This is a genomic window from Proteus sp. STS61-E (assembly GCF_040932335.1).
Classification (GTDB): Bacteria; Pseudomonadota; Gammaproteobacteria; order Enterobacterales; family Enterobacteriaceae; genus Proteus; species Proteus mirabilis_B.
Genome location: NZ_JBFQGE010000006.1, coordinates 35,211 through 60,758 on the forward strand (window position 1 = coordinate 35,211; position 25,548 = coordinate 60,758).

Annotated in this window: 25 protein-coding genes; 9 read left to right on the forward strand and 16 right to left on the reverse strand. The window is 39.1% G+C overall.

What is annotated here, in order from left to right; all coding sequences use genetic code 11:
- Positions 1-104: 104 nt before the first annotated feature.
- The 4 genes from hydN to sugE all read left to right on the forward strand — a co-directional run bounded on the left by hydN (position 105) and on the right by sugE (position 1,821).
- On the forward strand, positions 105-662 hold the full coding sequence (gene hydN / locus AB4J89_RS13930; RefSeq protein WP_088493871.1) for an electron transport protein HydN: 558 nt from the start codon (positions 105-107) through the stop codon (positions 660-662).
- A 72-nt stretch (positions 663-734) separates the two neighbouring features.
- On the forward strand, positions 735-1,076 hold the full coding sequence (gene hypA, locus AB4J89_RS13935; protein ID WP_088493870.1) for a hydrogenase maturation nickel metallochaperone HypA: 342 nt from the start codon (positions 735-737) through the stop codon (positions 1,074-1,076).
- An 8-nt stretch (positions 1,077-1,084) separates the two neighbouring features.
- Positions 1,085-1,375 carry a hydrogenase maturation factor HybG gene (gene hybG, locus AB4J89_RS13940; protein WP_036933156.1) on the forward strand — a complete coding sequence of 97 codons (291 nt, stop codon included), beginning with the start codon at positions 1,085-1,087 and terminating at the stop codon, positions 1,373-1,375.
- 131 nt (positions 1,376-1,506) lie between these two features.
- Positions 1,507-1,821, forward strand: a complete 315-nt coding sequence (gene sugE / locus AB4J89_RS13945; protein ID WP_069368216.1) for a quaternary ammonium compound efflux SMR transporter SugE — start codon at positions 1,507-1,509, stop codon at positions 1,819-1,821.
- A 73-nt stretch (positions 1,822-1,894) separates the two neighbouring features.
- On the opposite strand, the gene AB4J89_RS13950 is transcribed toward sugE, so the two are convergent.
- From AB4J89_RS13950 to frdA, 6 genes are all read right to left on the reverse strand, one after another.
- Positions 1,895-2,839: a nucleotidyl transferase AbiEii/AbiGii toxin family protein gene (locus tag AB4J89_RS13950; RefSeq protein ID WP_368469647.1), complete on the reverse strand. Its 945-nt coding sequence runs from the start codon at positions 2,837-2,839 to the stop codon at positions 1,895-1,897.
- Positions 2,836-3,246 (reverse strand): DUF6088 family protein, encoded by a 411-nt coding sequence (locus AB4J89_RS13955; protein WP_088493868.1) that lies wholly within the window; start codon positions 3,244-3,246, stop codon positions 2,836-2,838. Before AB4J89_RS13955 ends, AB4J89_RS13950 begins: the two co-directional genes overlap by 4 nt.
- 510 nt (positions 3,247-3,756) lie before the next feature.
- Positions 3,757-4,116, reverse strand: coding sequence for a fumarate reductase subunit FrdD (gene frdD / locus AB4J89_RS13960; protein ID WP_088493867.1), 360 nt, complete (start codon positions 4,114-4,116; stop codon positions 3,757-3,759).
- Between the two features lie 14 nt (positions 4,117-4,130).
- The gene (gene frdC / locus AB4J89_RS13965; protein WP_088493866.1) at positions 4,131-4,523 is read right to left on the reverse strand and encodes a fumarate reductase subunit FrdC; all 393 of its coding nucleotides are present in this window, start codon (positions 4,521-4,523) and stop codon (positions 4,131-4,133) included.
- Positions 4,524-4,537: 14 nt separating this feature from the next.
- Entirely contained in the window at positions 4,538-5,275 is a 738-nt protein-coding gene (locus tag AB4J89_RS13970) for a succinate dehydrogenase/fumarate reductase iron-sulfur subunit (RefSeq protein ID WP_075672948.1), read from the reverse strand.
- Positions 5,268-7,064 carry a fumarate reductase (quinol) flavoprotein subunit gene (gene frdA, locus AB4J89_RS13975; RefSeq protein WP_088493864.1) on the reverse strand — a complete coding sequence of 599 codons (1,797 nt, stop codon included), beginning with the start codon at positions 7,062-7,064 and terminating at the stop codon, positions 5,268-5,270. Before frdA ends, AB4J89_RS13970 begins: the two co-directional genes overlap by 8 nt.
- Positions 7,065-8,007: 943 nt before the next feature.
- On the opposite strand from frdA, the gene epmA reads away from it, so the two are divergent.
- Entirely contained in the window at positions 8,008-8,985 is a 978-nt protein-coding gene (gene epmA, locus AB4J89_RS13980; RefSeq protein WP_088493863.1) for an elongation factor P--(R)-beta-lysine ligase, read from the forward strand.
- A 45-nt stretch (positions 8,986-9,030) separates the two neighbouring features.
- Here epmA and AB4J89_RS13985 read toward each other — a convergent pair whose 3' ends face one another.
- The 6 genes from AB4J89_RS13985 to glpT all read right to left on the reverse strand — a co-directional run bounded on the left by AB4J89_RS13985 (position 9,031) and on the right by glpT (position 14,527).
- Positions 9,031-9,444: a hypothetical protein gene (locus tag AB4J89_RS13985; RefSeq protein WP_088493862.1), complete on the reverse strand. Its 414-nt coding sequence runs from the start codon at positions 9,442-9,444 to the stop codon at positions 9,031-9,033.
- Positions 9,441-9,983: a LemA family protein gene (locus AB4J89_RS13990; RefSeq protein ID WP_368469651.1), complete on the reverse strand. Its 543-nt coding sequence runs from the start codon at positions 9,981-9,983 to the stop codon at positions 9,441-9,443. Before AB4J89_RS13990 ends, AB4J89_RS13985 begins: the two co-directional genes overlap by 4 nt.
- Before the next feature lie 9 nt (positions 9,984-9,992).
- Positions 9,993-11,066 carry a metallophosphoesterase family protein gene (locus AB4J89_RS13995; RefSeq protein WP_368469654.1) on the reverse strand — a complete coding sequence of 358 codons (1,074 nt, stop codon included), beginning with the start codon at positions 11,064-11,066 and terminating at the stop codon, positions 9,993-9,995.
- A gap of 36 nt (positions 11,067-11,102) precedes the next feature.
- Positions 11,103-11,660: a LemA family protein gene (locus AB4J89_RS14000; RefSeq protein ID WP_088493860.1), complete on the reverse strand. Its 558-nt coding sequence runs from the start codon at positions 11,658-11,660 to the stop codon at positions 11,103-11,105.
- A 299-nt stretch (positions 11,661-11,959) separates the two neighbouring features.
- On the reverse strand, positions 11,960-13,039 hold the full coding sequence (gene glpQ, locus AB4J89_RS14005) for a glycerophosphodiester phosphodiesterase (RefSeq protein WP_088493859.1): 1,080 nt from the start codon (positions 13,037-13,039) through the stop codon (positions 11,960-11,962).
- Positions 13,040-13,174: 135 nt separating this feature from the next.
- The gene (gene glpT, locus AB4J89_RS14010; RefSeq protein WP_088493858.1) at positions 13,175-14,527 is read right to left on the reverse strand and encodes a glycerol-3-phosphate transporter; all 1,353 of its coding nucleotides are present in this window, start codon (positions 14,525-14,527) and stop codon (positions 13,175-13,177) included.
- Between the two features lie 380 nt (positions 14,528-14,907).
- Between glpT and glpA the strand changes: the two genes are divergently transcribed.
- The 3 genes from glpA to glpC are packed head-to-tail and all read left to right on the forward strand — an operon-like array spanning position 14,908 to position 19,053.
- Positions 14,908-16,566 (forward strand): anaerobic glycerol-3-phosphate dehydrogenase subunit A, encoded by a 1,659-nt coding sequence (glpA, locus tag AB4J89_RS14015; RefSeq protein WP_171455253.1) that lies wholly within the window; start codon positions 14,908-14,910, stop codon positions 16,564-16,566.
- Positions 16,556-17,863, forward strand: coding sequence for a glycerol-3-phosphate dehydrogenase subunit GlpB (gene glpB, locus AB4J89_RS14020; RefSeq protein WP_088493857.1), 1,308 nt, complete (start codon positions 16,556-16,558; stop codon positions 17,861-17,863). Before glpA ends, glpB begins: the two co-directional genes overlap by 11 nt.
- The gene (gene glpC / locus AB4J89_RS14025; RefSeq protein WP_088493856.1) at positions 17,860-19,053 is read left to right on the forward strand and encodes an anaerobic glycerol-3-phosphate dehydrogenase subunit GlpC; all 1,194 of its coding nucleotides are present in this window, start codon (positions 17,860-17,862) and stop codon (positions 19,051-19,053) included. Before glpB ends, glpC begins: the two co-directional genes overlap by 4 nt.
- 180 nt (positions 19,054-19,233) lie before the next feature.
- On the opposite strand, the gene AB4J89_RS14030 is transcribed toward glpC, so the two are convergent.
- The 3 genes from AB4J89_RS14030 to AB4J89_RS14040 all read right to left on the reverse strand — a co-directional run bounded on the left by AB4J89_RS14030 (position 19,234) and on the right by AB4J89_RS14040 (position 22,582).
- Positions 19,234-20,379 (reverse strand): phosphoenolpyruvate-utilizing N-terminal domain-containing protein, encoded by a 1,146-nt coding sequence (locus tag AB4J89_RS14030; protein ID WP_088493855.1) that lies wholly within the window; start codon positions 20,377-20,379, stop codon positions 19,234-19,236.
- Positions 20,380-20,438: 59 nt separating this feature from the next.
- The gene (locus tag AB4J89_RS14035) at positions 20,439-21,542 is read right to left on the reverse strand and encodes a glycerol dehydrogenase (RefSeq protein WP_088493854.1); all 1,104 of its coding nucleotides are present in this window, start codon (positions 21,540-21,542) and stop codon (positions 20,439-20,441) included.
- A gap of 365 nt (positions 21,543-21,907) precedes the next feature.
- On the reverse strand, positions 21,908-22,582 hold the full coding sequence (locus tag AB4J89_RS14040; protein WP_088493853.1) for a 7-cyano-7-deazaguanine/7-aminomethyl-7-deazaguanine transporter: 675 nt from the start codon (positions 22,580-22,582) through the stop codon (positions 21,908-21,910).
- A gap of 205 nt (positions 22,583-22,787) precedes the next feature.
- Between AB4J89_RS14040 and tusA the strand changes: the two genes are divergently transcribed.
- Positions 22,788-23,042 (forward strand): sulfurtransferase TusA, encoded by a 255-nt coding sequence (gene tusA / locus AB4J89_RS14045; RefSeq protein ID WP_036933135.1) that lies wholly within the window; start codon positions 22,788-22,790, stop codon positions 23,040-23,042.
- Positions 23,043-23,129: 87 nt separating this feature from the next.
- On the opposite strand, the gene AB4J89_RS14050 is transcribed toward tusA, so the two are convergent.
- Positions 23,130-25,541 carry a zinc/cadmium/mercury/lead-transporting ATPase gene (locus tag AB4J89_RS14050; RefSeq protein WP_368469659.1) on the reverse strand — a complete coding sequence of 804 codons (2,412 nt, stop codon included), beginning with the start codon at positions 25,539-25,541 and terminating at the stop codon, positions 23,130-23,132.
- Positions 25,542-25,548: the final 7 nt, after the last annotated feature.

A 25,548-nucleotide genomic window follows, 5' to 3' on the forward strand; every position in this document is an offset into this window, starting at 1 on the left:
TGATACTCTAATTATTACTCTTAATTAGAATAACTCGTTGCATTTATCGCCATATATAACGGCTATATATAACAGCTATATATAACAAAAAGCAGGAGAATATGATGAACCGTTTCATCATTGCAGACCCTAAAAAATGTATTGGTTGCCATACATGTGAAGTGGCTTGTGTCGTATCACATCAGCAAGCAGACCAAGATAATTTAGCCATTGACCAAATTAGTGAGCAAAATTTCCAACCTAGAATTCATGTGATCAAAGGGTTCTCAATCAGTACAGCAGTTGTTTGTCACCAATGTGAAGATGCCCCTTGTGCCAATGTGTGCCCAAATGGCGCTATTATTCATAACAAAGATTATTACTATGTCGATCAGGAAAAATGTATCGGCTGTAAAACCTGTGTACTGGCTTGTCCTTATGGCACGATGGAAGTGGTTTCTCGTCCTGTTATGCGCAAATCAACTGCACTTAATGCGATTGAAGCATTTAAAGCAGAAGCAAACAAATGTGATTTATGTCACCACCGTGAAGCGGGCCCTGCATGTATTGAAGTCTGCCCAACTCACGCTTTAGTGTGTATTGATAGAGATGCACTTGAAGAAATGGTTAAAGAGCGTCGTCGTAAAGCTGCTTTTGACACCGGTGCTGAATTGTTGTTCTAAGATCAATAATAAAGCAACTATGTACTGATACTATAGTTGCTATTATTTATCCTGCTTCAATAAGGTATCGACATGCATGAAATCACGCTTTGCCAGAGCGCATTTGAGATAATAGATTCTCAAGCTAAATTAAATAATGCAAAAAAAGTAAAAAGCGTATGGATGGAAATTGGCGCATTATCTTGTGTTGAAGTCAGCGCACTTGAATTTTGCTTTGATATTGTTTGCAGAGACACCCTTGCCCAAGGCTGTGAATTACATATTGAGGTTATCCCCGCAAAAGCATGGTGTTGGGATTGTCATCAAGTTGTCACTGTTTCAACCTTTAATGCAGGTTGCCCATCTTGTGGTAGCCAGAATATGCGCGTTGAAAATGACGATGCAATGCGAATAAAGCAAATAGAGATCGAATAGGGGTTGTTATGTGTCTTGGTATTCCAGGTCAGGTTGTTGAAGTTGGAAAAACAATCACTGAAAATGCGATGGTCGATGTTTGTGGCGTTAAACGAGAAGTGAATATTGCGCTAGTCTGCGAAGGTGAGCCTCATACGATGATTGGCAAATGGGTGCTGGTGCATGTTGGTTTTGCCATGAGTATTGTCAACGAGGAAGAAGCAAAAGAGACTCTGGATGCTTTGATGGCAATGGGCGAAGTGGAAGATGATGTCTCTGCTTTTCTTTATGGTGAAGAGGGCGCACCGAAGAAAAACTGAGTTAGTTTTGTACTATTGCACGATTAATTTCTTTTTCTTATACTTGACCTTCATCTTTCGAAAGCTGGGACGACCCAGCTTTTTGTCTTTGTATTCAGGGGACGACCCCAACTTATCGAGTAGGGGAAGTTATGTCTTGGATTATTCTTTTTATCGCGGGTTTATTAGAGATCGTTTGGGCTGTTGGTCTTAAGTACACACACGGTTTTACGCGTCTAACACCCAGTATTATTACTATTAGTGCTATGGTTGTGAGCATGGGGATGTTGTCTTATGCCATGAAAGGCTTACCTGCGGGTACAGCTTACGCAATTTGGACGGGTATTGGTGCAGTGGGTACCGCAATCTTTGGTATTTTGGTCTTTGGTGAGTCTGCGAATATCTATCGTTTACTCAGTTTAGCCATGATTATTTTCGGTATTATTGGGCTGAAATTAGCGAGTTGATTGTAATTAGTTTTTCATAAAAAAACCCTCAATGTGGTGTTTAGCGTTGGGGGAATTTTGCTTATCCTTTCTTTTAGTTATTAATCATTAATGACTGAGCTACATTCTTAAATGAGGCAAAGCAGGTATCGAAATTAGGCCTTTCGGTATTAAACACCATTGGTATGACGAAATTTGTAAACCTTTGATAATGTAGTGGATTAAATTCTAACTCTTTCAAACCTAGTTGTAATTCTTGAATTGGGTTAATAACAAATTCTGAATGTTGATTGCCAAAACGCCTCACATCTTCTTGTAACACAATTTGAAAAAGAGGAACTAGGTCTTCAAAATCAAGATGTTGGTCTATATTAATACAATGTATATCGTAAATATGGCGTACTAGCGTCGGATCGTCTTTACGTTTAGGGTCGCGTTTAATTTGCATGGTACGTCGTAACATAGAAATAACTTTTTCAACTAATGTAGATTGTACTGTGACGCAGGCAAATTTGTGGACTTCTTGAGTCTGGCGATATAACTGTGAAACGAGTGATTGAATACTACGATATTCAGCTTGAAGTGGAAGAATAGTTTCTATTAGCTCTAGTTTGATTATCGGACGTAAACAGGGGGCTTGGTTAAATTGTTGTGGGTATCTTAATTGATATTCAATGTAGCGATATTCATCGCGAACTATTTTTTCTTCAATAGAAAAATTGCTTGATTGATGGGTAAGGAGATTTTCAATTTCTTCTGATAAAGCTTTACGTTTCGCTTTGCGTTTATCATGGGCAAGAGAATTAAAGATAGTCGTTGGAATAAGTTTGATGTCAACATCTTCCGACATCCTAAATATTCTCACATTGGATTTAGCGAGAGCTGTTCCGCCAGAAAAGACCATTTGGTGTGTGTCAAAATTAAGTGTGACTAATTGAGCTAATAAAGCTACTACCCAGTAATCCTTTTCAGGAATAGCTGGGTTTCCGAGTGATAAAGCATCGGAAACCTCTAAAAATTGATTTTTTAGTTTTTTCATTTATGACTTGATGAAGTAAGTACTCGATTACCAATAACTAGCTTACGATTAAATTGTTTTGGGTCCCACGAATACCTTATAGATGAAGGGATTTGTGTACTATTACCAGCAAGACTTTGCAAAGATAGGGCATCTATTTCAAAGTTGACACCTCTCATCTTAAGAATTTCACGTAAGAGTGCATCTGTACCACCAGGATTAGTGGGCATTAGACGACCAGTGAGGCTGTTTTTCTGCGCTTTGGTATAGAGACCATACCCGATTTTCATCAGGTTACCTTGTTTGATCAATTGATTAAGCGCGCGACCAATTTGGTCATAGCTGGCAATATCTTCAAAATCTTTACGTTCAAAGACATAGCGCCTTGAACGTTTTAATTTTTGGTTAATCTGATTTGCGGCTGTCATAGAACCTCCTTTTATGTACAGAAAGCATACACTAGAGAAAACTCTATGGGAAGAAATGCGGCATTTTTTAAATAATAAATGCGGCATAAAAATAAAATTAGTGTAAGTAATAAGTTGATAATAAATAATTATTTTATAATCTTTAATTATGAGCTCATTAATTTAAATGCAATGACCTATTTTGAGAGCGGAATCTACTAAACTTAGGACAAATGATTCGGATGCTTGCTTTATTAAAGAATTTTTTAATAAGATAGATGTAATTAAAAAAATTGTTGCCTACGGTATTGTGGTGATATAACTGTGATATAGCCTATTGTGTGGCTAAGGATTTCGAAGGGATAGAAGAATTTATAATGTATTACAATACCTAACGAATTAAGACTAAGTTAAAAAGACCAAATCCTAGTAAATATAAAATTAGCTCTAGCCAGTTAAACCTGAATTTTACCTATAAAAAAGCCACTCAATTTAAAAATTGAGTGGCTTTTTATCTTACGTATTAATCAATTACAGTGTAAATACACCAATGATAGCGATAACGCTGATAATTGCTGCTCCACCATAAAATACCCATTTGCTTGCAGGTACATGCACTTTAAAATCGTGCAGAGTATGGTGAATACGGTGTAATGCACACCAAACTGGTAGAACAATCATTAGCAGTAAGAACAGACGACCAATGATGCTTTGGCTAAATGCCATAATACGTTCGTAAGTAAATGCTTCTGGCGCAATACCCATAGGGATTAGGATACCGAGCAGGATGATGATTGCTGGAGAAACAATCGCACTCCACATACCACCTGCACCAAATAATCCCCAGAAAATAGGTTCATCAGAGCGCTTAGGAAGTTGATTCTGATTCATTATTTCCTCCTGGGTTAAATTAACGCCACTGCCAGAATAGCGGCAGTAACAACGATAGTGACACCCCAGAAACCACGAACGATAGGTTCTTGTGGCATTTTTTCATCTTTAACAACGATAACCACTGCTTTTGGTGCAAGTTTGAACCAAGTCGCAGAGTGGAAGACCGTTGCAATAAGGGTCACAATGTTAATCAGCATTACAATTGGGTTGCTCAGGAATCCAACGAAACCTGCCCAACTTTCTGGTCCATTTTTCAGTGCGAATACACCAAACAGTACAACCAGACTGAACCAAAGTTGTGGAAGACAAGTCCCTTCACGGGTGATGTAGAAACGATAGAATCCAAGTTTCGTCCACCAGTTTGGTTGCATGCCACGAACATAAGGCTTACGTTTTGTTGTCATGTCTTGTTTCCTCCTTAACGTGGTTTCAGCATCGCAATGACAAAGTCTTGCGCACTGGCTGCTTTACCTTGCTGAATAGCGGCAGCAGGGTCCACATGTTTTGGACAGACTTCAGAACAGTAGCCAACAAAGGTACAAGACCAGACACCGTTCTCACCATTTAACTGAGGCATACGCTCTTTTGCCCCATGGTCGCGACTATCTGTGTTGTAACGTTGAGCTAATGTAATCGCTGCTGGGCCAATAAACTCTGGGTTTAGACCAAACTGCGGACATGCTGCATAGCAAAGACCACAGTTGATACAACCAGAGAATTGGTGGTATTTCGCCATTTGAGCAGGAGTCTGTTTATTCGTCCCTTCTGAAGGCTTACGATCATTACCAATGATATAAGGTTTGATCGCTTCTAAGCTTTCAATAAAGTGAGTCATATCGACAACAAGGTCACGCTCAACTGGGAAGTTACCCAGTGCTTCAACTCTTACACCGTCTGGATATTCACGAATAAACGTTTTACAAGCTAATTTAGGCACTTTGTTGACCATCATGCCGCAAGAGCCACAAATCGCCATACGGCAAGACCAACGGTAAGAAAGATCAGGCGCTAAATTGTCTTTAATATAACCCAATGCGTCCAGTAATGAGGTTTGCTCATCATAAGGAACATCATAAGTGACGAAATGAGGCGCTTCGTCCGTTTCTGGGTTATAGCGCATGACTTCCATTTTAATGTGCTTCATGTCATCAGCCATTCGCTTTCTCCTTATTCTGCTTGTCTTGTGCAGTCGCTTCACCACCATAGACACGTTTAGCAGGAGCAGATTTCGTGATCTTCACATCGCTATATTCTAAACGAGGGGCACCTTCTGGGTTATAGAACGCCAGAGTATGCTTCAGGAAGTTCACGTCATCACGCTCAGTACAACCTTCGTCAAGACGTTGGTGTGCACCACGAGACTCTTTACGATTGATTGCGGAATGAGCCATACATTCAGCGACATCTAAACCAAAGCCAAGCTCAATTTTGTACAGTAAATCTGTATTAAAGACGCTACTGGTGTCTTTAATTTCAACGCGTTTGAAACGTTCTTTTAATTCAGCCAGTTTATCAACGGTTTTTTGCATTAATTCAGGTGTACGATAGATACCGCAACCTTCTTCCATTGATTCACCCATTTCATCGCGAATTTGTGACCAGCTTTCAGAACCTTTTTGGTTCATCAGTTTTTTCAGGCCATCTTCGATATCACGAGTACGAGCATCTAATGCTGATGCGTTAGCAGGCGCTGCTTCTTGTGCACAACGAACCGCTTCTTCACCTGCAAGACGACCGAATACAACCAGTTCTGCCAGTGAGTTAGAACCTAAACGGTTAGCGCCGTGTAAGCCAACAGATGAACATTCACCCACCGCAAACAGACCTTTAATACGAGTCTCAGTTTGTTGGTTAGTTTCGATACCACCCATCGTGTAGTGAGCAGTAGGACGAACAGGGATTGGTTCATTAACTGGGTCAACACCCACATACGCTTTTGCCAGTTCACAAATAAATGGCAGACGTTCATGAAGTTTTTTCGCACCCAGATGACGTAAATCAAGATAAACAACGTCACCACGGTGTGTTTTGATGGTACGGCCTGCGCGCCACTCATGCCAGAAAGCTTGAGAAACTTTATCGCGAGGACCTAATTCCATGTATTTATTTTCTGGTTTACCTAATGGGGTTTCTGGTCCTAGGCCGTAATCTTGCAGATAACGATAGCCATCTTTATTAACCAGAATACCACCTTCACCACGACAACCTTCGGTCATCAGGATACCTGAACCTGGTAGGCCAGTTGGGTGATATTGAACAAATTCCATATCACGCAGTGGAACGCCATGACGTAAAGCGATACCCATACCATCACCAGTAACAATACCGCCATTGGTATTGAAACGATAAACGCGTCCTGCACCACCTGTTGCCATAATGACAGCGTTAGCACGAATTTGAACTTTCGTACCTTCCATCATATTAATCGCAACAAGACCACGAGCGTGACCTTCATCAACAAGAATATCGAGAACGAAATGTTCGTCGAAACGTTGAATTTGTGGATATTTTAAGGATGTTTGGAACAGGGTATGTAGCATATGGAAGCCGGTTTTATCGGCTGCGAACCAGGTCCGTTCGATCTTCATCCCACCAAAACGTCGGACGTTGACTGACCCGTCTTCTTTACGGCTCCAAGGACAGCCCCAGAGTTCTAGTTGAGTCATCTCTGTTGGACAATGCTCAACGAAGTAATCTACGACATCCTGTTCACACAACCAGTCACCGCCTGAAACGGTATCATTGAAGTGGAAATCATAGGAGTCGTGAGCCTGAGTCACTGCTGCTGATCCGCCTTCTGCTGCCACGGTGTGGCTACGCATTGGGTAAACTTTTGAGATCAGAGCAATTTTCAGTTGAGGATTCGCTTCCGCTGCAGCTATTGCTGCTCGTAAGCCTGCGCCCCCGGCTCCGATTATCGCTATATCGGCATTAAAGGTTTGCACTGCGCTTCTCCATTGTTCAAGTGAAAATTGGAATAATTGTCTAGAATTCAATTCACTGACATTATTAATTTGTAATGCTATTTTTTTAAGCTATCCGTAACGAAATTGTTTCACTGCCTTGTGACTGCGCTTGATAACATCTTTATTATCATTGACTGTAATTTTAGTATAACGAAATGTAGGGCACCGAAATTTGATATGAATGATGGTTTTCCCGTATTTCGCAAAAAAAGTGTGATCCACACCAAGAATTCTGGGTTTTGATAATAAGCTGCCAGAGAAACTTGAAGATCAAATAGAATATATTTTTCTAAATTGAAAATTATAAATAGTAATGAATAACCTGTTTTGAAAGTATAGATAACTTTAATTGAAAATGACAATGATTTTTTATTAAATGTTGATTTTAAAGGGTAAATGTTTTTATCTTTCTTAAGTCTAATTTAAATTAATAAAAACACATTCCAAATTTTAAAATAAATTTTTTACTATTTATCTAAAACAAATCGGTTTGTCTTGTTAATTGTTAATAAAATATTAATAATATTTCTAAAGGTTTTTAATACTAATCAAAATACGTAGATTTAAATAGAAAGTTAACTTTGAAGTTTAGATGAATTTGGCTATTTAAATATAAGCATAGTGTTAGTTTATTGTTATTTGTAATTGAGAAAAAGAATTATTCCAATTAACTCTTATTATAAAAATAGCGAAAAATCACTGAGTTTCTTACTTTGAATTGATGTTTATTTAAACGATAAAAAGTGCCAAAAAATAGATGTTTTGTAGAATTACATTTATTTGTCTTATGTGTTTTTACTTAAAAAAAGAAAAGATTGGTGAAAAAATATAAAATAAAACCTCTCTTTATTAGGGGAAATTTGTCTGTTGAAGAGGATGCGAGTAAACTGCATGCTTTGTTTTCTGTTGGAGTTTTTCGTTCATGAGTGAAATCGCGGATTGGCAGCCAAGCGCCTCAATCGCCAACTTGCTAAAAAAGGCGAAAATAGTCAGTAATATTAGGCGTTTTTTCGCTGATCGTGGTGTGTTAGAAGTTGAAACACCTATGATGAGTCAGGCTACCGTTACCGATGTTCATCTTTACCCATTTGAAACCCAATTTGTGGGGCCTGGCGCTTCTCAAGGGCTAAAACTTTATTTGATGACAAGCCCTGAATACCACATGAAGCGTTTATTAGCTGCAAACAGTGGGCCAATTTATCAAATGGGGCGTTGCTTCCGTAATGAGGAAGCCGGTAGATATCATAATCCGGAATTTACGATGCTAGAGTGGTATCGCCCTTGTTTTGATATGTACCGGTTGATGAATGAAGTCGATGATCTACTGCAAGAAGTCTTAGATTGTGATGCATCAGAGTCACTCTCTTATCAACAAGCATTCCTGCGTTATCTCGATATCGACCCTTTATCTGTTGATAAAGAAAAATTACGTGAAGTGGCTGCAAAACTGGATTTATCAAATATTGCAGATACTGAAGAAGATAAAGATACGTTACTTCAGTTGCTATTTGTTTCTGGGGTTGAACCTCATATCGGTTTAGAAAAGCCAACCTTTATCTATCATTTCCCTGCATCACAAGCTTCATTAGCTGAAATTAGCTCTGAAGATCATCGTGTAGCAGAGCGTTTTGAAGTTTATTTTAAAGGTGTTGAGTTAGCGAACGGATTTCGTGAGCTGACGGATGCACAAGAACAACGCCATCGTTTTGAACGCGATAATCGTCAGCGAGTGGCAATGGGATTACCAGAGCAACCTATTGATGAGCGCTTTTTAGCGGCGCTTGAAGCCGGATTACCAGAGTGTTCTGGTGTGGCTTTAGGGGTTGATCGTCTCATTATGTTGGCGCTTGGTTTAGAGCATATTAGCGATATAATTGCGTTTCCTGTTTACAGGGCATAAGTTCATCTATCGATGAGAATTAAAAAAGAGAGCCTAGGCTCTCTTTTATTTTTTTGATTTTCGGTTTTGTCTTCGCTTTTCTTCTGCTTCAAGCGCTTTTTCTTGAAACTTCGCAAATTTATTCCCTGTTACGTCTTTCATATAGCGATAATTAATAAACCAATATGTAATACATGAAAATAAAATAACCCACCAGATTAAGAGTAGTTTTAATGCAGAATTAACACCGAGTATTAAATTAAAACTAATCAAGACCATTAAGCTGACAAATACCGAGCTAAATAACCCGCCTGCAATTTGTGGCATATATTTTTTTAAAGGAGTGATACTTATTAATGGCAAAATAATCGCCATTGAAAATAACGTACCAAATGTGGCAAGCATAATAATCATGATGGGATCACCAAGACCTAATATCCAATCGGTGATACCAAAAAATGAAAAAGGAATTTCTATCATAAAGTTGCCTCCCTACTTGGATAGAAAAGAGGGATGTCTTTAAAATTAAAAATCAATTTAAACAATACATTAGGAAAAATATGTATTTCAGTATTATAGAGTGTGACGGATTGATTAAAAAACTCTCGTCTATCTGCAATACACTCTTCTAATTCTTTAGCTTGTGCTTGTAATACGTGTAAGTTTTTTCCGCTGATAAGTTCTGGGTATTTTTCAGCAATGATAAGTGATTTTTTTATTTGAGGTAACAACTGATTAGCTAAATCAACTTTTTGGTCTAATACATCTGCGCATAAATAGTGTTCTCTATTTTCAGCTAATTTTTCAAATAAGACTTTCTCATGATCCATCGCTTTTTGTGTAATCACTATCAACATGGGGATCAAGTCGGCTTGTTTTTTTAATAAAACATCAATATTTGCAAAGGCTTTATAGCAATTGTTCTTTAGCATCACCATGTTGTTATAAATCATCACTAATTGGCGTATTAAAAAATAAACCAAAGCGAGAATAAAAATGATGAAAATAAGCCATTCCATATTAATCAATTACCAAGATGAAGAGGTGCTATTAAAATAAAGTGTTAGTATGCCGTTTTGGTAATCCATTGGTATCACGAGAATGGATAAGATAACAAAAAGAGCAATAATAACGATGATGGCCGAGTTACGACGAAAGGGGCGTGCTTTGTTCCAACTAACAACATAATCTTGTGGTGATAAACCTAATAGATAGTGAGGAGGACTGTGTGTGATAACAACTTCATCATTGATAGGTTCTGCATTCCCAATTAATAAATAAGTGGTATCAGCTTCTAAGATGTACTCCTTAAAACGTTTATTGTTATATTCCAGATCTTGGTGAGGATCGATACCAAGATGAATTAAAGGTTTGTCAGCTGCAAGAATTTGAACCGAACCGGTATCATCTGTCATCGTGAAATTGTTGATCTTTTTGTCACAGAGTGTTTGGCGATAGCTTTTCTTACCTTCTTTATTTGTGGATATGTCATATTCATAATAGCAGTAGCCATAGCACTCTTTTTTGCCTAGGCGACTTGTTAGTTTTTTGCCCGCAGTTATCTTGCCTTCAATTTCAACAAGCCCAATGGCTAAAGAACGAATTTTAGATGTCGCTAGAATTTTTTGAAAACGTAAAAAACGCTTTTCAGGTGTTTTTTTGGCAATTTGATAAACGAACATTAAAACGAAACTTAAAAAGAACAATCTATGGTCAATAAAAAAGCCAAAGCTTAAAAAGAGTAGCAAAAGGCTAATAAATACGGTGTTAACAAGTGCCGAAAACTTAGACTCACCTTCCATTTGTAATTGATGATAATTTTTTATCGCCTTTTCACCAATATTTCCAATATGATTTGAAATACCATAGGAAAATATCAAAATGACAGCGAATGCAATGCAGGAGATAAGATTAACAACAGAGTCTTCACCGCTAGGATAAAGGTCATTTCCTCGCGAAAAAAACAGATAATTTCCAGCAGCAAAAGCAATCCCTAAAAAGGGAACAATACCCAAATTGTTCTTCTTTTCTTGAGAGCGTTTACTGCGTAAAAAATAGATTAATGCGCCCACAGCACAGCCGATAAAAAAATAAATTAACACTGCAATTTATCCTTAATGCGGTTATTTAACTTATTGTTATTTAAATTTGATGCCTTCAAATTTCATTTCTTCTTTTGGTATTTCGAGTAATTGCATACGTTCAAAGCGGAAAAGACCGGCAATTAAGCTATCAGGAAACATCTCTATCGCAGTGTTGTAGTGAGTTGTTGCATCATTAAAACCTTCACGACGTTGAGCAATTTTATTTTCTACGTCACTAACGGCTGTTTGAAGTAATGCGAGTTGTTCACCTGAAATTAACGTCGGATAATTTTCAGCAAGGGCAATCATGCCTCGTAGTGCCGTATTCATCTCATTTGTAGCGCTAATTTTTTCATTAATATTTTGTGCTTTAAAATAGCGTTGTCTTGCGTCACTTAATGCAATAAATACACTTTTTTCGTGCTCCATTGCTTTTTCAGCTACCGCCATTAATTGAGGAATTTGGTCAGCTCTCTGTTTTAAAATAACGTCAATATTCGCAAACTGATTACTTACTTGATTACGTGTCGCAATAAGACGGTTGTAAATTGAAATTCCCCAACCAATAAAAAGAACGATAAGAATAAGTAAAATAATAGCCATTATTGTCATAGCGATCCCTTCCTCTAAATATTTAATAAATAATGATAGCTAAATTAAAAAGTAATTATGATTTTTAATTAAATTATCAGGATAAGTTAGAGAAAGATGAAGAAATATACAATCAGAAAGGGCGCAATTATCCTACTCTTTTACAAGAAAGAGCAGGATACTTGTCATATTTCAAGTTGCAGCGTTGTTGACTGTATTCATTCGCTCTCGTCACATACTTATGTATGTTTCTAGAGTCTCATTCATTTGTCGCCTAGCTGCACCTTGAATTATTTAGAGCATAAATAAAATGTTATGAATTATTTAGCCTGTTTTTGTAAGAACTTAACCCCTAAATCAGGGAAGTCTGTAAAGACACCTTCAGCACCTGCTTGGTTATAAATAATGTCGTAAAGCTGATCACCATCTTTTGCGTATTTAGGTAGTTTATCAATACGAACAGTAAACGGATGAATGGTCAGTTTATTAGCATGAGCATCAGCAGACATACCTGTTAAGGTGATTTTTTCTGGTGTTGAATCTTTTTCAACTAACATATGGTAATCAGGGCCGATAGCATCAGCATAAGTTGCAATTTCTTTCATTGCACCCGGCTTAAACATCCACTCATAGCTGTAGTTTGTCCATGTACCATCAGGCTGTTTCTCATACGTCTCATTCCAGTCGGTATAAGCAATTAACTGAACAAGTTTTAGATCCATGCCCATTTTTGGCATCAATTCTGTTTTGATGCGTTTTAGGTCGTTAGCATCAAATGATTGTAGATAAACATTGTCGGTTTTTTTCGTATAACCGTACTGTTTAAGCACTTCCAGTACTTTGGTGGTAATGTCTTTACCTTCTTGTTCATGGAACCAAGGTGCTTTGATTTCAGGGTAAATACCAATATCTTGGCCTGTTGATTTGTTTAGACCTTGGATAAATTCAATTTCTTCTTGGAAAGTATGTACACGGAAATCCGATTTACCCATAGGGAAACGGTTTGGATAACTTTGGACTTTTTTACCGTCGACAATGTCAAAACCTTCGGTAAATTTCAGTCCCTTAATTTCCTCAAGGGTAAAGTCGATAGCGTAGTAACGGCCATCTTTTCTTGCTCTATCAGGGTAACGATCGGCCACATCTGTTACACGATCAAGATAGTGGTCATGTAAAACGACTAATTCGTTGTCTTTGGTCATCACCAAATCTTGTTCTAGATAATCTGCGCCTTGGGCATAAGCTAATGCTTTGGCAGGAAGCGTATGTTCAGGCAAATAACCACTTGCACCACGGTGAGCGATAACGACCTTATCACTTGCCGCTTGTGCGATTGCACTTAAAGATAGAGTTAAAAGAACGCCTGCAACTAACGGTTTTATTCTAAAAGATGTACTCATAAAGCTGCTCCATTTTAATTCTACGTACAACAAAGTTATGTACAGTTGGCAATAAAAAAGCCACATCAAAACAGTTGATGTGGCTTGGTTTTTAGAGATGAGATTTAACTAATTTCATAAATAATCAGTTAGCGATTATTCGTACTTCTGAAGCATTTCACGTTTGTGTTTGGTTTCAGTAACCATCACGATAAGTAATAACACAACAGACAGTGCACTACCGCCGATCATGACCATAAAGCCACCATCCCAGCCGAAGTAGTCAACGGTGTAACCTACGATAGCACTCGCCGCAACAGAACCACCTAAGTAACCGAATAGACCGGTAAAGCCCGCTGCTGTACCCGCTGCTTTTTTCGGTGCAAGCTCAAGAGCATGCAGACCGATCAGCATAACAGGACCGTAGATTAAGAAACCGATGATTAACATACACGCCATATCAACATTCGGGTTACCCGCTGGGTTCATCCAGAATACGATAGTTGCGATAGTTACTAAGGTCATGAAGAACACACCTGTTGCACCACGGTTACCTTTGAACACTTTATCCGACATCCAACCACACAGCAGTGTGCCCGGAATACCTGCGTATTCGTATAAGAAGTAAGCCCATGATGATTTATCCATTGCGAAGTGTTTTACTTCACGCAGATAAGTCGGTGACCAGTCCAGTACGCCGTAGCGCAGTAAGTAAACGAACACGTTCGCGATTGCAATCATCCACAGAAGTTTGTTAGGGAACACATACTTCATAAAGATTTCTTTTGCAGTCAGTTCTTGTTCGTCAGTTTCTTTATAATCAGGTGGATAGTCGTTTTTGTACTCTTCAATTGAAGGTAAACCACATGATTGAGGGGTATCGCGCATTAATGCGAATGCAATCATTGCAACTAAGATTGCCGCAAATGCTGGCATATATAACGCTGCTTTCCAGTCGTTAAACCACGCCATACCTAATAAGAATAGTAATGGAGGTAAACCACCACCGACGTTATGCGCACAGTTCCAGATAGAAACGATACCGCCACGTTCTTTCTGTGACCACCAGTGCACCATGGTACGTCCACAAGGAGGCCAACCCATACCTTGGAACCAACCACAAAGGAACAACAGAACGAACATTACCATAATGCTCGAAGTTGCCCATGGTACAAAGCCCATAAATAGCATCACTAAAGACGCTAAAATAAGACCTGCGGGTAAGAAATAACGAGGGTTAGCGCGGTCAGAGAACGAGCCCATGATAAACTTAGAGAAACCGTAAGCAATCGAGATCCCTGATAAAGCAAAACCTAGGTCACCTTTAGAAAACCCTTCTTCTACAAGGTAAGGCATTGCTAACGCAAAGTTTTTTCTTACTAAATAATAAGCAGCGTAACCGAAGAAAATCCCCATAAAGATCTGCCAACGCAGACGACGATAGACAGGATCTATCTGCTCTTTTGGCAAACGCGCTTTATGTGGCGCAGGTCTAAACAGACTTAACATATTAGCCTCCGATGGCTTTTATTTTAATATGTTGATATTAAATAATGACAAAACGAACAGTGAAGTTATCAAAAAATTTTCTTTAACGAACTTAATAGTAAACTTATACAATCAAATTTACTGTGAGGTATTACTCAGTTGTCGAATAATTTTTCAAGATGTGCAATTTTGAGTGATATGTTAACTTTATCAAATACTTTTTGTTAAATAATTTGTGATTAGTATCACAGATGTGGTTTTAATTTTTCACTCGTGAGCGTTTCTCTTTCGTTTTTGCTCATTATCAAACATTAACCACATTTTTTGTGTATCTTATACACTATAATTAACGCTAAAGAATAAATAAGCGTTTGCTGAATGTAATGTGAGAGGGCATCTCTATGATGAGCGGTTCACCAGTGACAGAAACTGATGTCATTATTATTGGCGGGGGAGCAACCGGTGCTGGCATGGCAAGAGACTGTGCACGCCGTGGGTTACGTTGCGTCCTGCTAGAAAGACATGATATTGCAACCGGTGCAACCGGTCGAAATCATGGATTGTTACACAGTGGTGCGCGTTATGCAGTAACAGATCCTGAGTCAGCGCGTGAGTGTATTGAAGAGAACATGATTTTAAAAAGGGTCGCTCGTCATTGTGTTGAAAAAACGGATGGCCTTTTTATTACCCTACCTGAAGATTCTTTAGAGTTTCAACAGACCTTTATTCAATCTTGCCAAGCGGCAGGTATTGATGCTCAAGCGATTTCACCCGAAGAAGCTATTCGCTTAGAGCCTTCTGTTAACCCTAATTTAATCGGTGCAGTTAAAGTGCCAGATGGTACTGTCGATCCTTTCCGTTTAACTGCCGCAAATATGTTAGATGCCCGCGAACATGGCGCTCAAGTACTGACTTATCATGAAGTCGTTGGACTTATTCGTGAAGGTGACCGTGTTAAAGGCGTGAAAGTTTACGATCATCAAGCGAAAAAACTGTATGAAATTCGTGCACAAATAGTGGCGAATGCAGGGGGAATTTGGGGACAAAAAATCGCTGAGTATGGCGAGTTAAAAGTGCGTATGTTCCCAGCCAAAGGTGCATTGTTGATTTTAGGTCATCGTATTAACAATATGGTGATCAACCGTTGTCGTAAACCTGCGGATGCCGATATTTTAGTTCCTGGCGATACAATTTCATTGATTGGTACAACATCAACACGTGTACCTTACGATGAAATCGACAATATGTATGTGACCCCTGAAGAAGTCGATATTCTTATCCGCGAAGGTTCAATGTTAGCGCCAAAACTGGCTCAAACTCGAATTTTACGTGCTTATGCAGGTGTGCGTCCTTTAGTTGCCAGTGATGATGATCCATCTGGTCGTAATGTTAGCCGTGGTATTGTTTTACTCGACCATGCGCAACGTGATGGATTAGAAGGCTTTATTACCATTACTGGCGGTAAATTAATGACTTACCGTTTAATGGCTGAATGGGCAACAGATAAAATCTGCGAAAAATTAAATGTCTCTGCAAAATGTACAACAGCAGAAGAAGCCTTACCTGGCTCTCGTCAGTCAGCAGAACAAGCATTACGTAGCGTTGTTTCATTACCTGCGCCAATTCGTGGTTCTGCGGTTTATCGTCATGGTGATTTAGCCAATAAATTATTGAGCAATGAGCGTAGCGATAAGAGTTTAGTTTGTGAATGTGAAGCCGTTACTGCGGGGGAAGTTCGCTATGCTGTTAACTCTTTAACAGTCAATAACTTACTTGATTTACGTCGCCGTACTCGCGTGGGTATGGGAACATGCCAAGGTGAACTTTGTGCTTGTCGTGCAGCGGGTTTATTGAACCGTTTACAAGTCACTACTCCTCACGAGTCAGAACAACAGCTTGCCCATTTCTTAAATGAGCGTTGGAAAGGTATTCGACCAATCGCTTGGGGTAATGCATTACGTGAAAGTGAATTCACCAGTTGGGTTTACCAAGGTTTATGTGGTTTAGATGCTGATATGATTGAAAAAACAGCTTCAGCGGAGGCAGATAATGAAATTTGACGTCATCATTATAGGTAGCGGACTTGCAGGTTTAACCGCAGGTATTCGTCTTGCTGAAGCCGGTAAGTCTTGCGCAATTATCAGCAATGGTCAAAGCGCACTACATTTCTCATCAGGTTCTCTGGATCTATTAACTCATCTTCCTGATGGTTCATTAGTGACTCAGCCTAAGAAAGCTTTAGCAACATTGGCTGAACTTGCCCCTAAACATCCTTATAGCCGTATGGGTGAAACGCAGGTTTCAACTTTAATTGAGCAGGCTCAAGCATTACTGACTAGTACAAAAGGCCTTGAATATCAAGGTAATGGTGATGAAAACCATTATCGTATTACACCTGTTGGGCGTTCACGTATGAGCTGGATGAGTCCAAAACGTGTGCCAATTCATGGTGTTAATCAAGCACTGCCGTGGAAAAAGCTGGCGGTTGTTGGAATTGAAGGCTTCTTAGATTTTCAGCCACAATTTGCAAGCAATACGCTGAATGAGCAAGGTGTTGAGTCTATTCCTTATCATATTCACTTACCGTTATTAGATAGATTGCGTGATAACCCTAGTGAATTTAGAGCAGTCAATATTGCGCGCTATCTAGATAAGCCTGAAAACACCAAAGCGTTAGCAGAAGAGCTGAAAAAACATATTGATGACAGTGTTGAAGCAATTATTTTACCTGCATGTATCGGGCTAGATGCAGAAGAGCCTGTGACGCTACTTCAACAACTTGTAGGCAAACCTATCTGTTTATTACCGACATTGCCACCATCACTATTAGGTATTCGCTTACATCAAGCATTAAAACTGCGTTTCCAAAAAGCTGGCGGTTTAATTATGCCGGGCGATCGTGCAGAACAAGTTGATTTAATTGGTAATAAAGTTACAGGTATTCACACTCGAAACCATACTGATATTCCTATTCGTAGCGAACATGTTGTATTGGCAACAGGGAGTTTCTTCAATAATGGTTTAATCGCAGAGTTTGATCGTGTCTATGAACCTTTGATGGAACTTGATTTGCTAGAGATGTTACCACGCAATGAGTGGACACAAGTAAATGTCTTTGCAAAACAGCCTTATATGCGATTTGGTGTTGATACAGATAGCCAATTAAGACCGATGAAATATGGTGAAGTCTTAGAGAATGTTTACGCCGTAGGTGCTGTATTAGGTGGATTTGACCCGCTTAATGAAGGTTGTGGCGCAGGTGTTTCAATGCTCAGCGCACTTTATGCAGCGCAACAAATTTTACAGCACAATACATCAGAACAGACCACATCTGCGGTTGTGGAGGCAGCACAATGAGTTTACATGATAACAGTTTTGAAGCGTGCATTAAGTGTACTGTTTGTACTACTTACTGCCCAGTTGCAAAAGTAAATCCACTTTATCCTGGCCCTAAACAAGCGGGGCCTGATGGTGAGCGTTTACGTCTAAAAGATCCGATGCTTTATGATGAAGCATTGAAATATTGCACTAACTGTAAGCGTTGTGAAGTTGCTTGTCCGTCAGATGTGAAGATCGGTGACATCATTTCGCGTGCGAAACTGAACTACAATACGAAAACACCAAAACTTCGTGATGCTATTTTAAGTCATACGGATTTAATGGGAACATTATCAACGCCGATGGCGCCGATAGTAAATACTATTACAGGATTAAAACCTGTACGTAAGATCTTGGATAAAGCACTTAAAATCGACCATCGTCGCGAATTACCAAAATACTCTTTTGGTACATTTAGAACATGGATGAAAAAACAAGTTGAAGAGCAAGCGCGTTTTAAAGATCAAGTTGCCTTCTTCCACGGTTGTTACGCTAACTATAACCACCCACAATTAGGGAAAGATTTAGTTAAAGTATTCAATAAAATGGAGATTGGTGTTCAGTTATTAAAACGCGAAAAATGCTGTGGTGTTGCATTAATTGCGAATGGTTTTGTTAAACAAGCCAAAAAACAAGCCGCAGTAAACCTTGAATCGCTGACAGAAAAAATTGTTGAAAACAATATTCCAGTCGTTGCAACATCATCAACTTGTACTTTCACTATTCGTGATGAGTATGAACATATTCTTGATGTTGATACATCAAAAGTACGTGAAAATATTGAATTAGCGACACGCTATATTTATCGTTTATTAGAAGAAGGTCGTGAGTTACCACTGAAACATACTCCGTTAAAAGTGGCATATCACACACCTTGTCATATGGAAAAAATGGGATGGACAGCCTATTCCATTGATTTAATTAAACGTATCCCTGGTGTTGAGGTCATTGTTTTAGATTCTCAATGCTGTGGTATTGCCGGAACTTACGGTTTTAAATCTGAAAATTACGATGTTGCTCAAGGTATTGGCGCAGGCTTATTCCGTCAAATTGAAGAGAGTGGCTGTGATTTGGTGATTACAGACTGTGAAACCTGTAAATGGCAAATTGAGATGTCAACGACGAAAAAATGTGAACACCCCATTAGTTTATTGGCAAGAGCATTATAAGTATTGCCTATTAGATAATAAAAAAGTAATTGATTACTAAGATAACAAGCAGCTAGGGAATAAAAGAGGATCTTTTATTCCCTTTTTTTATTTTTAGTAAAAAAGGGATGAAATATAAGATAATAAGGAAATTAAATAACCTGACACTGTGGTTTACAGGTTATTTAAATACTCTTATTTTTAATGAGAGATATAGGTATTTTGATAAAGCCAAATATTTTGGACTTTTTTAAGTGTGATATTTTGCCCATCAGTCAGCGAAAGAGCTTGTCTTCCCGCCTCGTTAATAATTGGAATATCTAATGCATTAGCTAATACGGTGGTATTAGATAATGGGTTTCCATGACTTAATAAAATCCCTTTGATCTTGTTGGTATCGAGAGCCATTAATGTTGAAGGGTGAAGCTGTTTTGTCACTAGAATTGCATTTGCATAAGGAGGATGTGTGATTGGAGGGGGGGCAGAAGTTAAATAGCGTAGTAATCGAGATAAAATATCATCTAAATCACTTTCACGAGCACGCATATTATCATCATCCATTTGCGCGTAAGTATCTATTAAATCAATAAATGTCTGCTGTAAGGCAAATTCTGCATTGCAGTGATGTTTACTTATCATGCTACATACGGTCAGTTGTAATTCGGTATTTTCTAATAAGAAGCGATGACTCGAAAAAATATGGGCATATTGCTCTCCAATCTTGCGATAGGCTTCTTCAGTTAACCAGTCTATGTCCTTTTTGGATCGCTCAATCGCTTTAATGAGGCGTTTTTGCTCTTCAAGCAATAAATGAGAGGATATTTTTTTACGAGGGATCACGAAACGATGATAAGGGTATAGCCAAACAGGTGCGGTGATAATTCGGACGGGTTCGTAATTTGTATTTTTAGGGTGAATATTAAAATTAGGAAGATTTTCGCCTAATTGCAGTTTTTTAATTGTAATGGTTTTATGTGCTGCTTTTTCTGCTTCTTCAAGTGAAGCGCCTAGTGCAATACTATTGGCGGCAGCCAAGGTACCTTCAACAATCGGAGCCGAACTTAACGCGACATTTGTGGCAACGTTATGCTCAAGATTAGCGATGGCGAGTGCTGCATTTTGTGCTGAATGATAAGTATCGAGTAAAACGAGTACACCTTGCTTGCTATAACACTTTTTAATTGCTGAAAGTATGGTTTCTGGTGACACTTCATTAGCAAGATCAGAAGGTGTTTGATAGTTGGTCGCAATGGCAATTTTTACTTGGCGATCTACAGTCTGATTAACGAGCTCTTTGATACCATTGGCGAGCGTAAGGCTCTTTGAAACTAATACGATACTGACCATAAAACACCCTTTTTTGTAAATGCAAACAGGGAGATAGGCACTCCCTGTTTACTCAGGCTTTAATAAAGCCATTCCCGTCCTAATTGGTCGGCAGTTAAAATCGCGGCATAAACCTTATCGGAATCGATATCAAATGGCATGTTGTAAATTGTCTCACCTTCAGCACAACTTAACTCAGCAACTGCCATGATTTTTTCATTTAATTCATCGCCTGTTGCATTGATACCCAACTCTTCTAAAGTGACAGGTAGCCCGACTAAAATACAGAAATCAAGGAACTCTTCTAACTCTTCTAATGGGCTGTTTTCTAGTACTAATTGGACTAATGTACCAAAGGCAACTTTTTCACCATGATACATGTTGTGACACTCTTCTAATGCCGTAAATCCATTATGAATGGCATGAGCTGCCGCAAGACCTGCACTTTCAAAACCAATACCACTTAAGAAGGTATTTGCTTCAATAATATTTTCTACCGCAGTTGTACAAACACCTCGGCTTACTGCGAGTTTTGCTTTATAGCCATCTTCTAAAAGGGTGTTATAGCAAAGTTCAGCCAAAGCTAGGGCGGCAAGTGTCGATTTACCTCCTGCCATGGTCTGTTTTTGCGCATGGCTACACGCTCTTGCTTCAAAGTAGGTTGCTAAAGCATCTCCCATTCCTGCCACTAATAAACGAGCTGGTGCAGAAGCGATGATGTTGGTATCCATCACGACAACGTCAGGATTTGTTGGGTAGAAAAGATAACTATCAAATGCGCCTAATTCAGTATAAATCACAGAAAGTGCGCTTGTTGGTGCATCAGTGGAAGCAATGGTTGGGGAAATAACGACAGGAAGTTGGCATTTATAAGCAACAGCTTTGGCAGTATCAAGTGTTTTACCACCACCAACGCCGATGATCACAAGAGAGGCTTGTGCTTTTGCAAGTTCAGATAGTCGATTGATTTCGTTGTGTGTGCATTCACCATTAAAAAGTTCGAAGTGCCCATTAACTTCATATTGAGACATACTATCTTTAACGGTACTACCGACGAGTTCCATCACAAATTTGTCGGCAATAATCAGTGCTCTATCACCAAACGGCTTCGCGTATTTACCAATATGATATAGCGCGTCTGGCCCTTGAATATACTTAGCGGGGGATTGAATAACTTTTAACATAATAGACTCCTACTATTCGCAAAAGAGAGTAAAAAATCCTTATGGTGAGACTCGTCATCCCAACTGACATATAACAATATGGAGACGTTCTAAGAATACATTAACAGTTTAATGGGTGAATAAAATAATTTATTGTAAATAATTAAGACTTTTTATATTAGCATGTGAAAAACATCCTAATAATGATATTTAAGCAATATTTCGTGAGTTGTTTAACTAATCATGCTAATTAATTACCATGCGAAATATCTACGTAAAATAATAAATTATTCGAATCAGAATAAAGCTTCATAAAATTGGCTTATGAAGCTTTATTGTTTGAATTATGACATTTATGTCATTGTTTTTTTGCGAGGTGTGCCAGATTATGAGCGAATTTCAGCATAATCTTGTTTTTTGTTTTCTTGTGCGAAAAAGTGACGCAAAATAAAATTCAATAAGACACCATAAGCAGGTAAGAAGAACAGCATACAAATGGTTAATTTAAACACATAGTCAACTAATGCAATTTCAACCCAATTCTCCGCCATAAATGCGTCAGTACTACGATAAAATGCAATAAAGAAGAATGCGAGTGTGTCGAGTAAATTACCGAAGAACATTGCTGCACTTGGCGCTACCCACCATTTTTGTTGTTGTCTTAAACGATTAAAGACAGACACATCCATGATTTGACCTAACACATAAGCCATAAAGCTCGCTGTCGCAATTCTTGCCACCATGATATTAAAATCAGCTAATGAGGCAAAACCCTGCCAACTGCCTTGGAAAAAAAGCGTTGAGATCAGGTAAGAAATCGCTAATGCAGGTAGCATAACGGCGGTAATAATGCGTCTGGCAAGTGGTGCGCCATAAATACGAACCGTTAAATCTGTTGCCAGAAAAATAAACGGAAAGGTAAAGGCACCCCAAGTGGTATGGAAACCAAAAATGGAAATAGGTAATTGCACAAGATAGTTACTAGAGGTAATTATCAGGATGTGGAACAAAGAAAGCCATAACAGCGCCACCGCTTTTTGGCGGGGAGTAAACGTATACATAAATTGTACCTTTTTAGTGATTGGGGTGAGGGAACCCAATAAAACAGTGATTTCTCTCTTAAATGAGAGGATGCGCATAATACGCCTGTTGCGCAACAAAAGCAAAGGTTAGGGGGAATACCTTTGTGCTTAATGTGCCGTGATGTGAACACGAAAGCGAGATATAATAACGAAATCTGTCAGTGTAAGAAGAATGGTTAATAGAATGAATGCTCAATTTGATGATGCAACCAAGACATTAGATACGCTAGGACTACGTTGCCCTGAACCTGTGATGTTAGTACGTAAAACCATAAGAAATATGGCATTAGGTGAGACGTTGTTAGTGATTGCTGATGATCCTGCCACAGTGCGTGATATTCCTGGCTTTTGCCGATTTATGGAACATGATTTATTAAATCAAGAGACGCAATCTGCACCTTATCGTTATCTTATCCGTAAAAAAGAGAGCAATCTGTAATTTATACTGTAAATATTGCTTATCATCGCACTAAAAAATAACCCAAACCCCACATACTGAGGTTTGGGTTTTGTTATTTTAGTGTGCTTACTCTTTGTTTGAGGCGCTAATTTTTACTCTTAACAGTCTTACGGCATTGGCTGTTACCAGTGCTGTCGCTCCAGAGTCAGCAAGAACAGCAACCCAAAGCCCAGTAATTCCTAATAAGCTTGTTACTAAAAATATCGCTTTTAAACCAAGTGCTATCGTGATGTTTTCACGGATAATTTTACGTGTTGCACGAGATAACTTAATAATTTCAGGTAAGCCAGTTAAACGGTTATGCGTTAATGCTGCATCAGCTGTTTCAAGTGCAACGTCAGTACCGCTTCCCATCGCGACGCCAATGGTTGCTGCCTTCATTGCTGGTGCATCATTGATACCATCACCCACCATCATTGTGTTATGTGTTTTACTGATTTCCATTACTGAAGTTACTTTATCTTCAGGCAGTAATCCTGCTCGGAAATCCATACCTAATTTTTTCGCAATAGCCGCGGCTGCTCTTGGATTATCACCTGTTAGCATAACGGCATTGATGTTCATCTTTTTCAATAACTTCATTGATTCGACAGCATCACTGCGTAAGGTATCTTGCATAGCAATAACACCGATAAGCTGACTCTCTTTTAATACGACAACCACGGTTTTACCTTCATCTTCAAGGCGCGCAACTTCTTGTTGCCACTGAGAAGAGAGTGATGTGGCTTCTGATAATTGAGTAGGCGCACTTACCAGAATATGTTGGCTATTTAAATAACCTTCAATTCCTTTACCTGCTAGCGCTTTACGATCTTCCGCTTCAACAACAAGTACACCTTCATCTTGTGCTTTATTGATAATGGCTTTTGCTAATGGGTGATGAGAGCCAATTTCTACGGATGAAGCAAAAGTCAGTACCTCTTTTTCATTAAATCCGGTTTCAGCCACAACATCAGTAACTTGAGGTTTCCCTTCTGTTAATGTGCCTGTTTTATCTAATGCAATAGTATTAACTGTGCCTAATTGCTCTAATGCTGCGCCACCTTTGATAAGCGCTCCGCGTTTAGTTGCAGCCGCTAATGCTGACGTAATGGCGGCTGGTGTTGAGATAACCAAAGCACAAGGACAACCAATCAGTAATAGAGTCAAGCCGCGATAAATCCATGTTTCCCAAGGTTGTGAGAACAACAGTGGTGGAACAATGATAACCAGTGCAGAGAACAGCATAATCGCAGGTGTATAGTAACGACTAAAGCGGTCAATAAAGCGTTCAATTGGGGCTCTACGCTCTTCAGCCTCTTCAATCAATTGCAAAATACGGTCGATAGCGTTTTGCCCTTGTTCAGATACCACTTTCATCTGTACAGATCTATCGACAGATAAACAACCAGCAGCGACCTTTTCGCCTTGTAAACGCTCTACGGGTACGGATTCACCCGTTAATGCACTTTCATCAAAGCTTGCAAATGCACTAACTAGTTCGGCGTCTGTTGGTAAACGCGAACCCGGCGCAATTTCAATAATGTCGCCCGGACGTAATTGCGCAACAGGAACTATTTGTTTTTTACCGTCTTTGACTAATGTTGCTTCTTCCGGCACTAATGCCATTAATGCGCTCACACCTCGACGAGCACGTCCTGCGGCATAAGACTCCAGCATTTCACCAATCATAAACAGCAAGATAACCATTGCTGCTTCTTCGGTTGCATTAATAAATAGTGCGCCAATTGCAGCAACACTCATCAATGTTTCAATAGCAAACGGCGTACCACTGCGAATAAGTTGTAAGGACTTTTTCACAATGGGGAATAGACCAATTAAGGTTGTTGCAAGAAAGGCGGCTCGACCTGCTTGGGGATCAATAAACTCAGCACCCCAGCTAATCGCCATTAAAAGCGCCAGAACAATCACAAATGAGCTTTCTTTTAAGAAGCTCTGCTTCACCACTTTTTGGGATTGGGGGGATGAGAGATCAAAAAGCTCAAAACCAGCACTGTTAATGGCTGCAATCACATCAGCACGTAGATCGCTATCAGCATCAACGACTAATTTTTCGGTGGCAAAAAGGACTTTTGCTTGTTTTACACCTGTAACTTTGAGTGCTGCTGTTTCAATTTTTTGAGCGCAACTTGGACAATCCATACCTTGCACTTTCCAGCTAAAGCGCTGTTGTGCAATCTTTTCTGGCTCAATATTAGAGACAGGGGCGTTGATATCACAGCTTCCATGAGCGTGATTGTGCCCATCATGGCTATGGTCGTGGTCATCATGATCATGTTGGTGATCATGTTCGTGGGAGTGTCCGTGGTGGTGCTCATCCTCGCATTCAGGATCACTTTTATCTATTTTGGTGTGAGAATGTCCACTTTCAGTATGTGAGTGCGTACTATTCTCTGAGTGACCTGAACAGCATTGAGAGCTTGAGCAGCAAGCATCGGTATGTTTATGATTATCGTGTTGATGAGCATGTTTAGTCATAACTGGC

What these genes read in the sequence shown, in the direction of transcription:
- AB4J89_RS13955 (WP_088493868.1), bottom strand. Translation starts at nt 3,246, where the DNA reads ATGACAGCCGCAAATCAGATTAACCAAAAATTAAAACGTTCAAGGCGC.
- glpA (WP_171455253.1), top strand. Translation starts at nt 14,908, where the DNA reads ATGATGAGCGGTTCACCAGTGACAGAAACTGATGTCATTATTATTGGC.
- glpQ (WP_088493859.1), bottom strand. Translation starts at nt 13,039, where the DNA reads ATGAGTACATCTTTTAGAATAAAACCGTTAGTTGCAGGCGTTCTTTTA.
- tusA (WP_036933135.1), top strand. Translation starts at nt 22,788, where the DNA reads ATGAATGCTCAATTTGATGATGCAACCAAGACATTAGATACGCTAGGA.
- AB4J89_RS14030 (WP_088493855.1), bottom strand. Translation starts at nt 20,379, where the DNA reads ATGGTCAGTATCGTATTAGTTTCAAAGAGCCTTACGCTCGCCAATGGT.
- AB4J89_RS13970 (WP_075672948.1), bottom strand. Translation starts at nt 5,275, where the DNA reads ATGGCTGATGACATGAAGCACATTAAAATGGAAGTCATGCGCTATAAC.
- AB4J89_RS13990 (WP_368469651.1), bottom strand. Translation starts at nt 9,983, where the DNA reads ATGGAATGGCTTATTTTCATCATTTTTATTCTCGCTTTGGTTTATTTT.
- hypA (WP_088493870.1), top strand. Translation starts at nt 735, where the DNA reads ATGCATGAAATCACGCTTTGCCAGAGCGCATTTGAGATAATAGATTCT.
- hybG (WP_036933156.1), top strand. Translation starts at nt 1,085, where the DNA reads ATGTGTCTTGGTATTCCAGGTCAGGTTGTTGAAGTTGGAAAAACAATC.
- sugE (WP_069368216.1), top strand. Translation starts at nt 1,507, where the DNA reads ATGTCTTGGATTATTCTTTTTATCGCGGGTTTATTAGAGATCGTTTGG.
- frdD (WP_088493867.1), bottom strand. Translation starts at nt 4,116, where the DNA reads ATGAATCAGAATCAACTTCCTAAGCGCTCTGATGAACCTATTTTCTGG.
- glpC (WP_088493856.1), top strand. Translation starts at nt 17,860, where the DNA reads ATGAGTTTACATGATAACAGTTTTGAAGCGTGCATTAAGTGTACTGTT.
- glpT (WP_088493858.1), bottom strand. Translation starts at nt 14,527, where the DNA reads ATGTTAAGTCTGTTTAGACCTGCGCCACATAAAGCGCGTTTGCCAAAA.
- AB4J89_RS14050 (WP_368469659.1), bottom strand. Translation starts at nt 25,541, where the DNA reads ATGACTAAACATGCTCATCAACACGATAATCATAAACATACCGATGCT.
- AB4J89_RS13950 (WP_368469647.1), bottom strand. Translation starts at nt 2,839, where the DNA reads ATGAAAAAACTAAAAAATCAATTTTTAGAGGTTTCCGATGCTTTATCA.
- glpB (WP_088493857.1), top strand. Translation starts at nt 16,556, where the DNA reads ATGAAATTTGACGTCATCATTATAGGTAGCGGACTTGCAGGTTTAACC.
- AB4J89_RS14000 (WP_088493860.1), bottom strand. Translation starts at nt 11,660, where the DNA reads ATGACAATAATGGCTATTATTTTACTTATTCTTATCGTTCTTTTTATT.
- epmA (WP_088493863.1), top strand. Translation starts at nt 8,008, where the DNA reads ATGAGTGAAATCGCGGATTGGCAGCCAAGCGCCTCAATCGCCAACTTG.
- AB4J89_RS14035 (WP_088493854.1), bottom strand. Translation starts at nt 21,542, where the DNA reads ATGTTAAAAGTTATTCAATCCCCCGCTAAGTATATTCAAGGGCCAGAC.
- frdC (WP_088493866.1), bottom strand. Translation starts at nt 4,523, where the DNA reads ATGACAACAAAACGTAAGCCTTATGTTCGTGGCATGCAACCAAACTGG.
- AB4J89_RS13985 (WP_088493862.1), bottom strand. Translation starts at nt 9,444, where the DNA reads ATGATAGAAATTCCTTTTTCATTTTTTGGTATCACCGATTGGATATTA.
- AB4J89_RS14040 (WP_088493853.1), bottom strand. Translation starts at nt 22,582, where the DNA reads ATGTATACGTTTACTCCCCGCCAAAAAGCGGTGGCGCTGTTATGGCTT.
- hydN (WP_088493871.1), top strand. Translation starts at nt 105, where the DNA reads ATGAACCGTTTCATCATTGCAGACCCTAAAAAATGTATTGGTTGCCAT.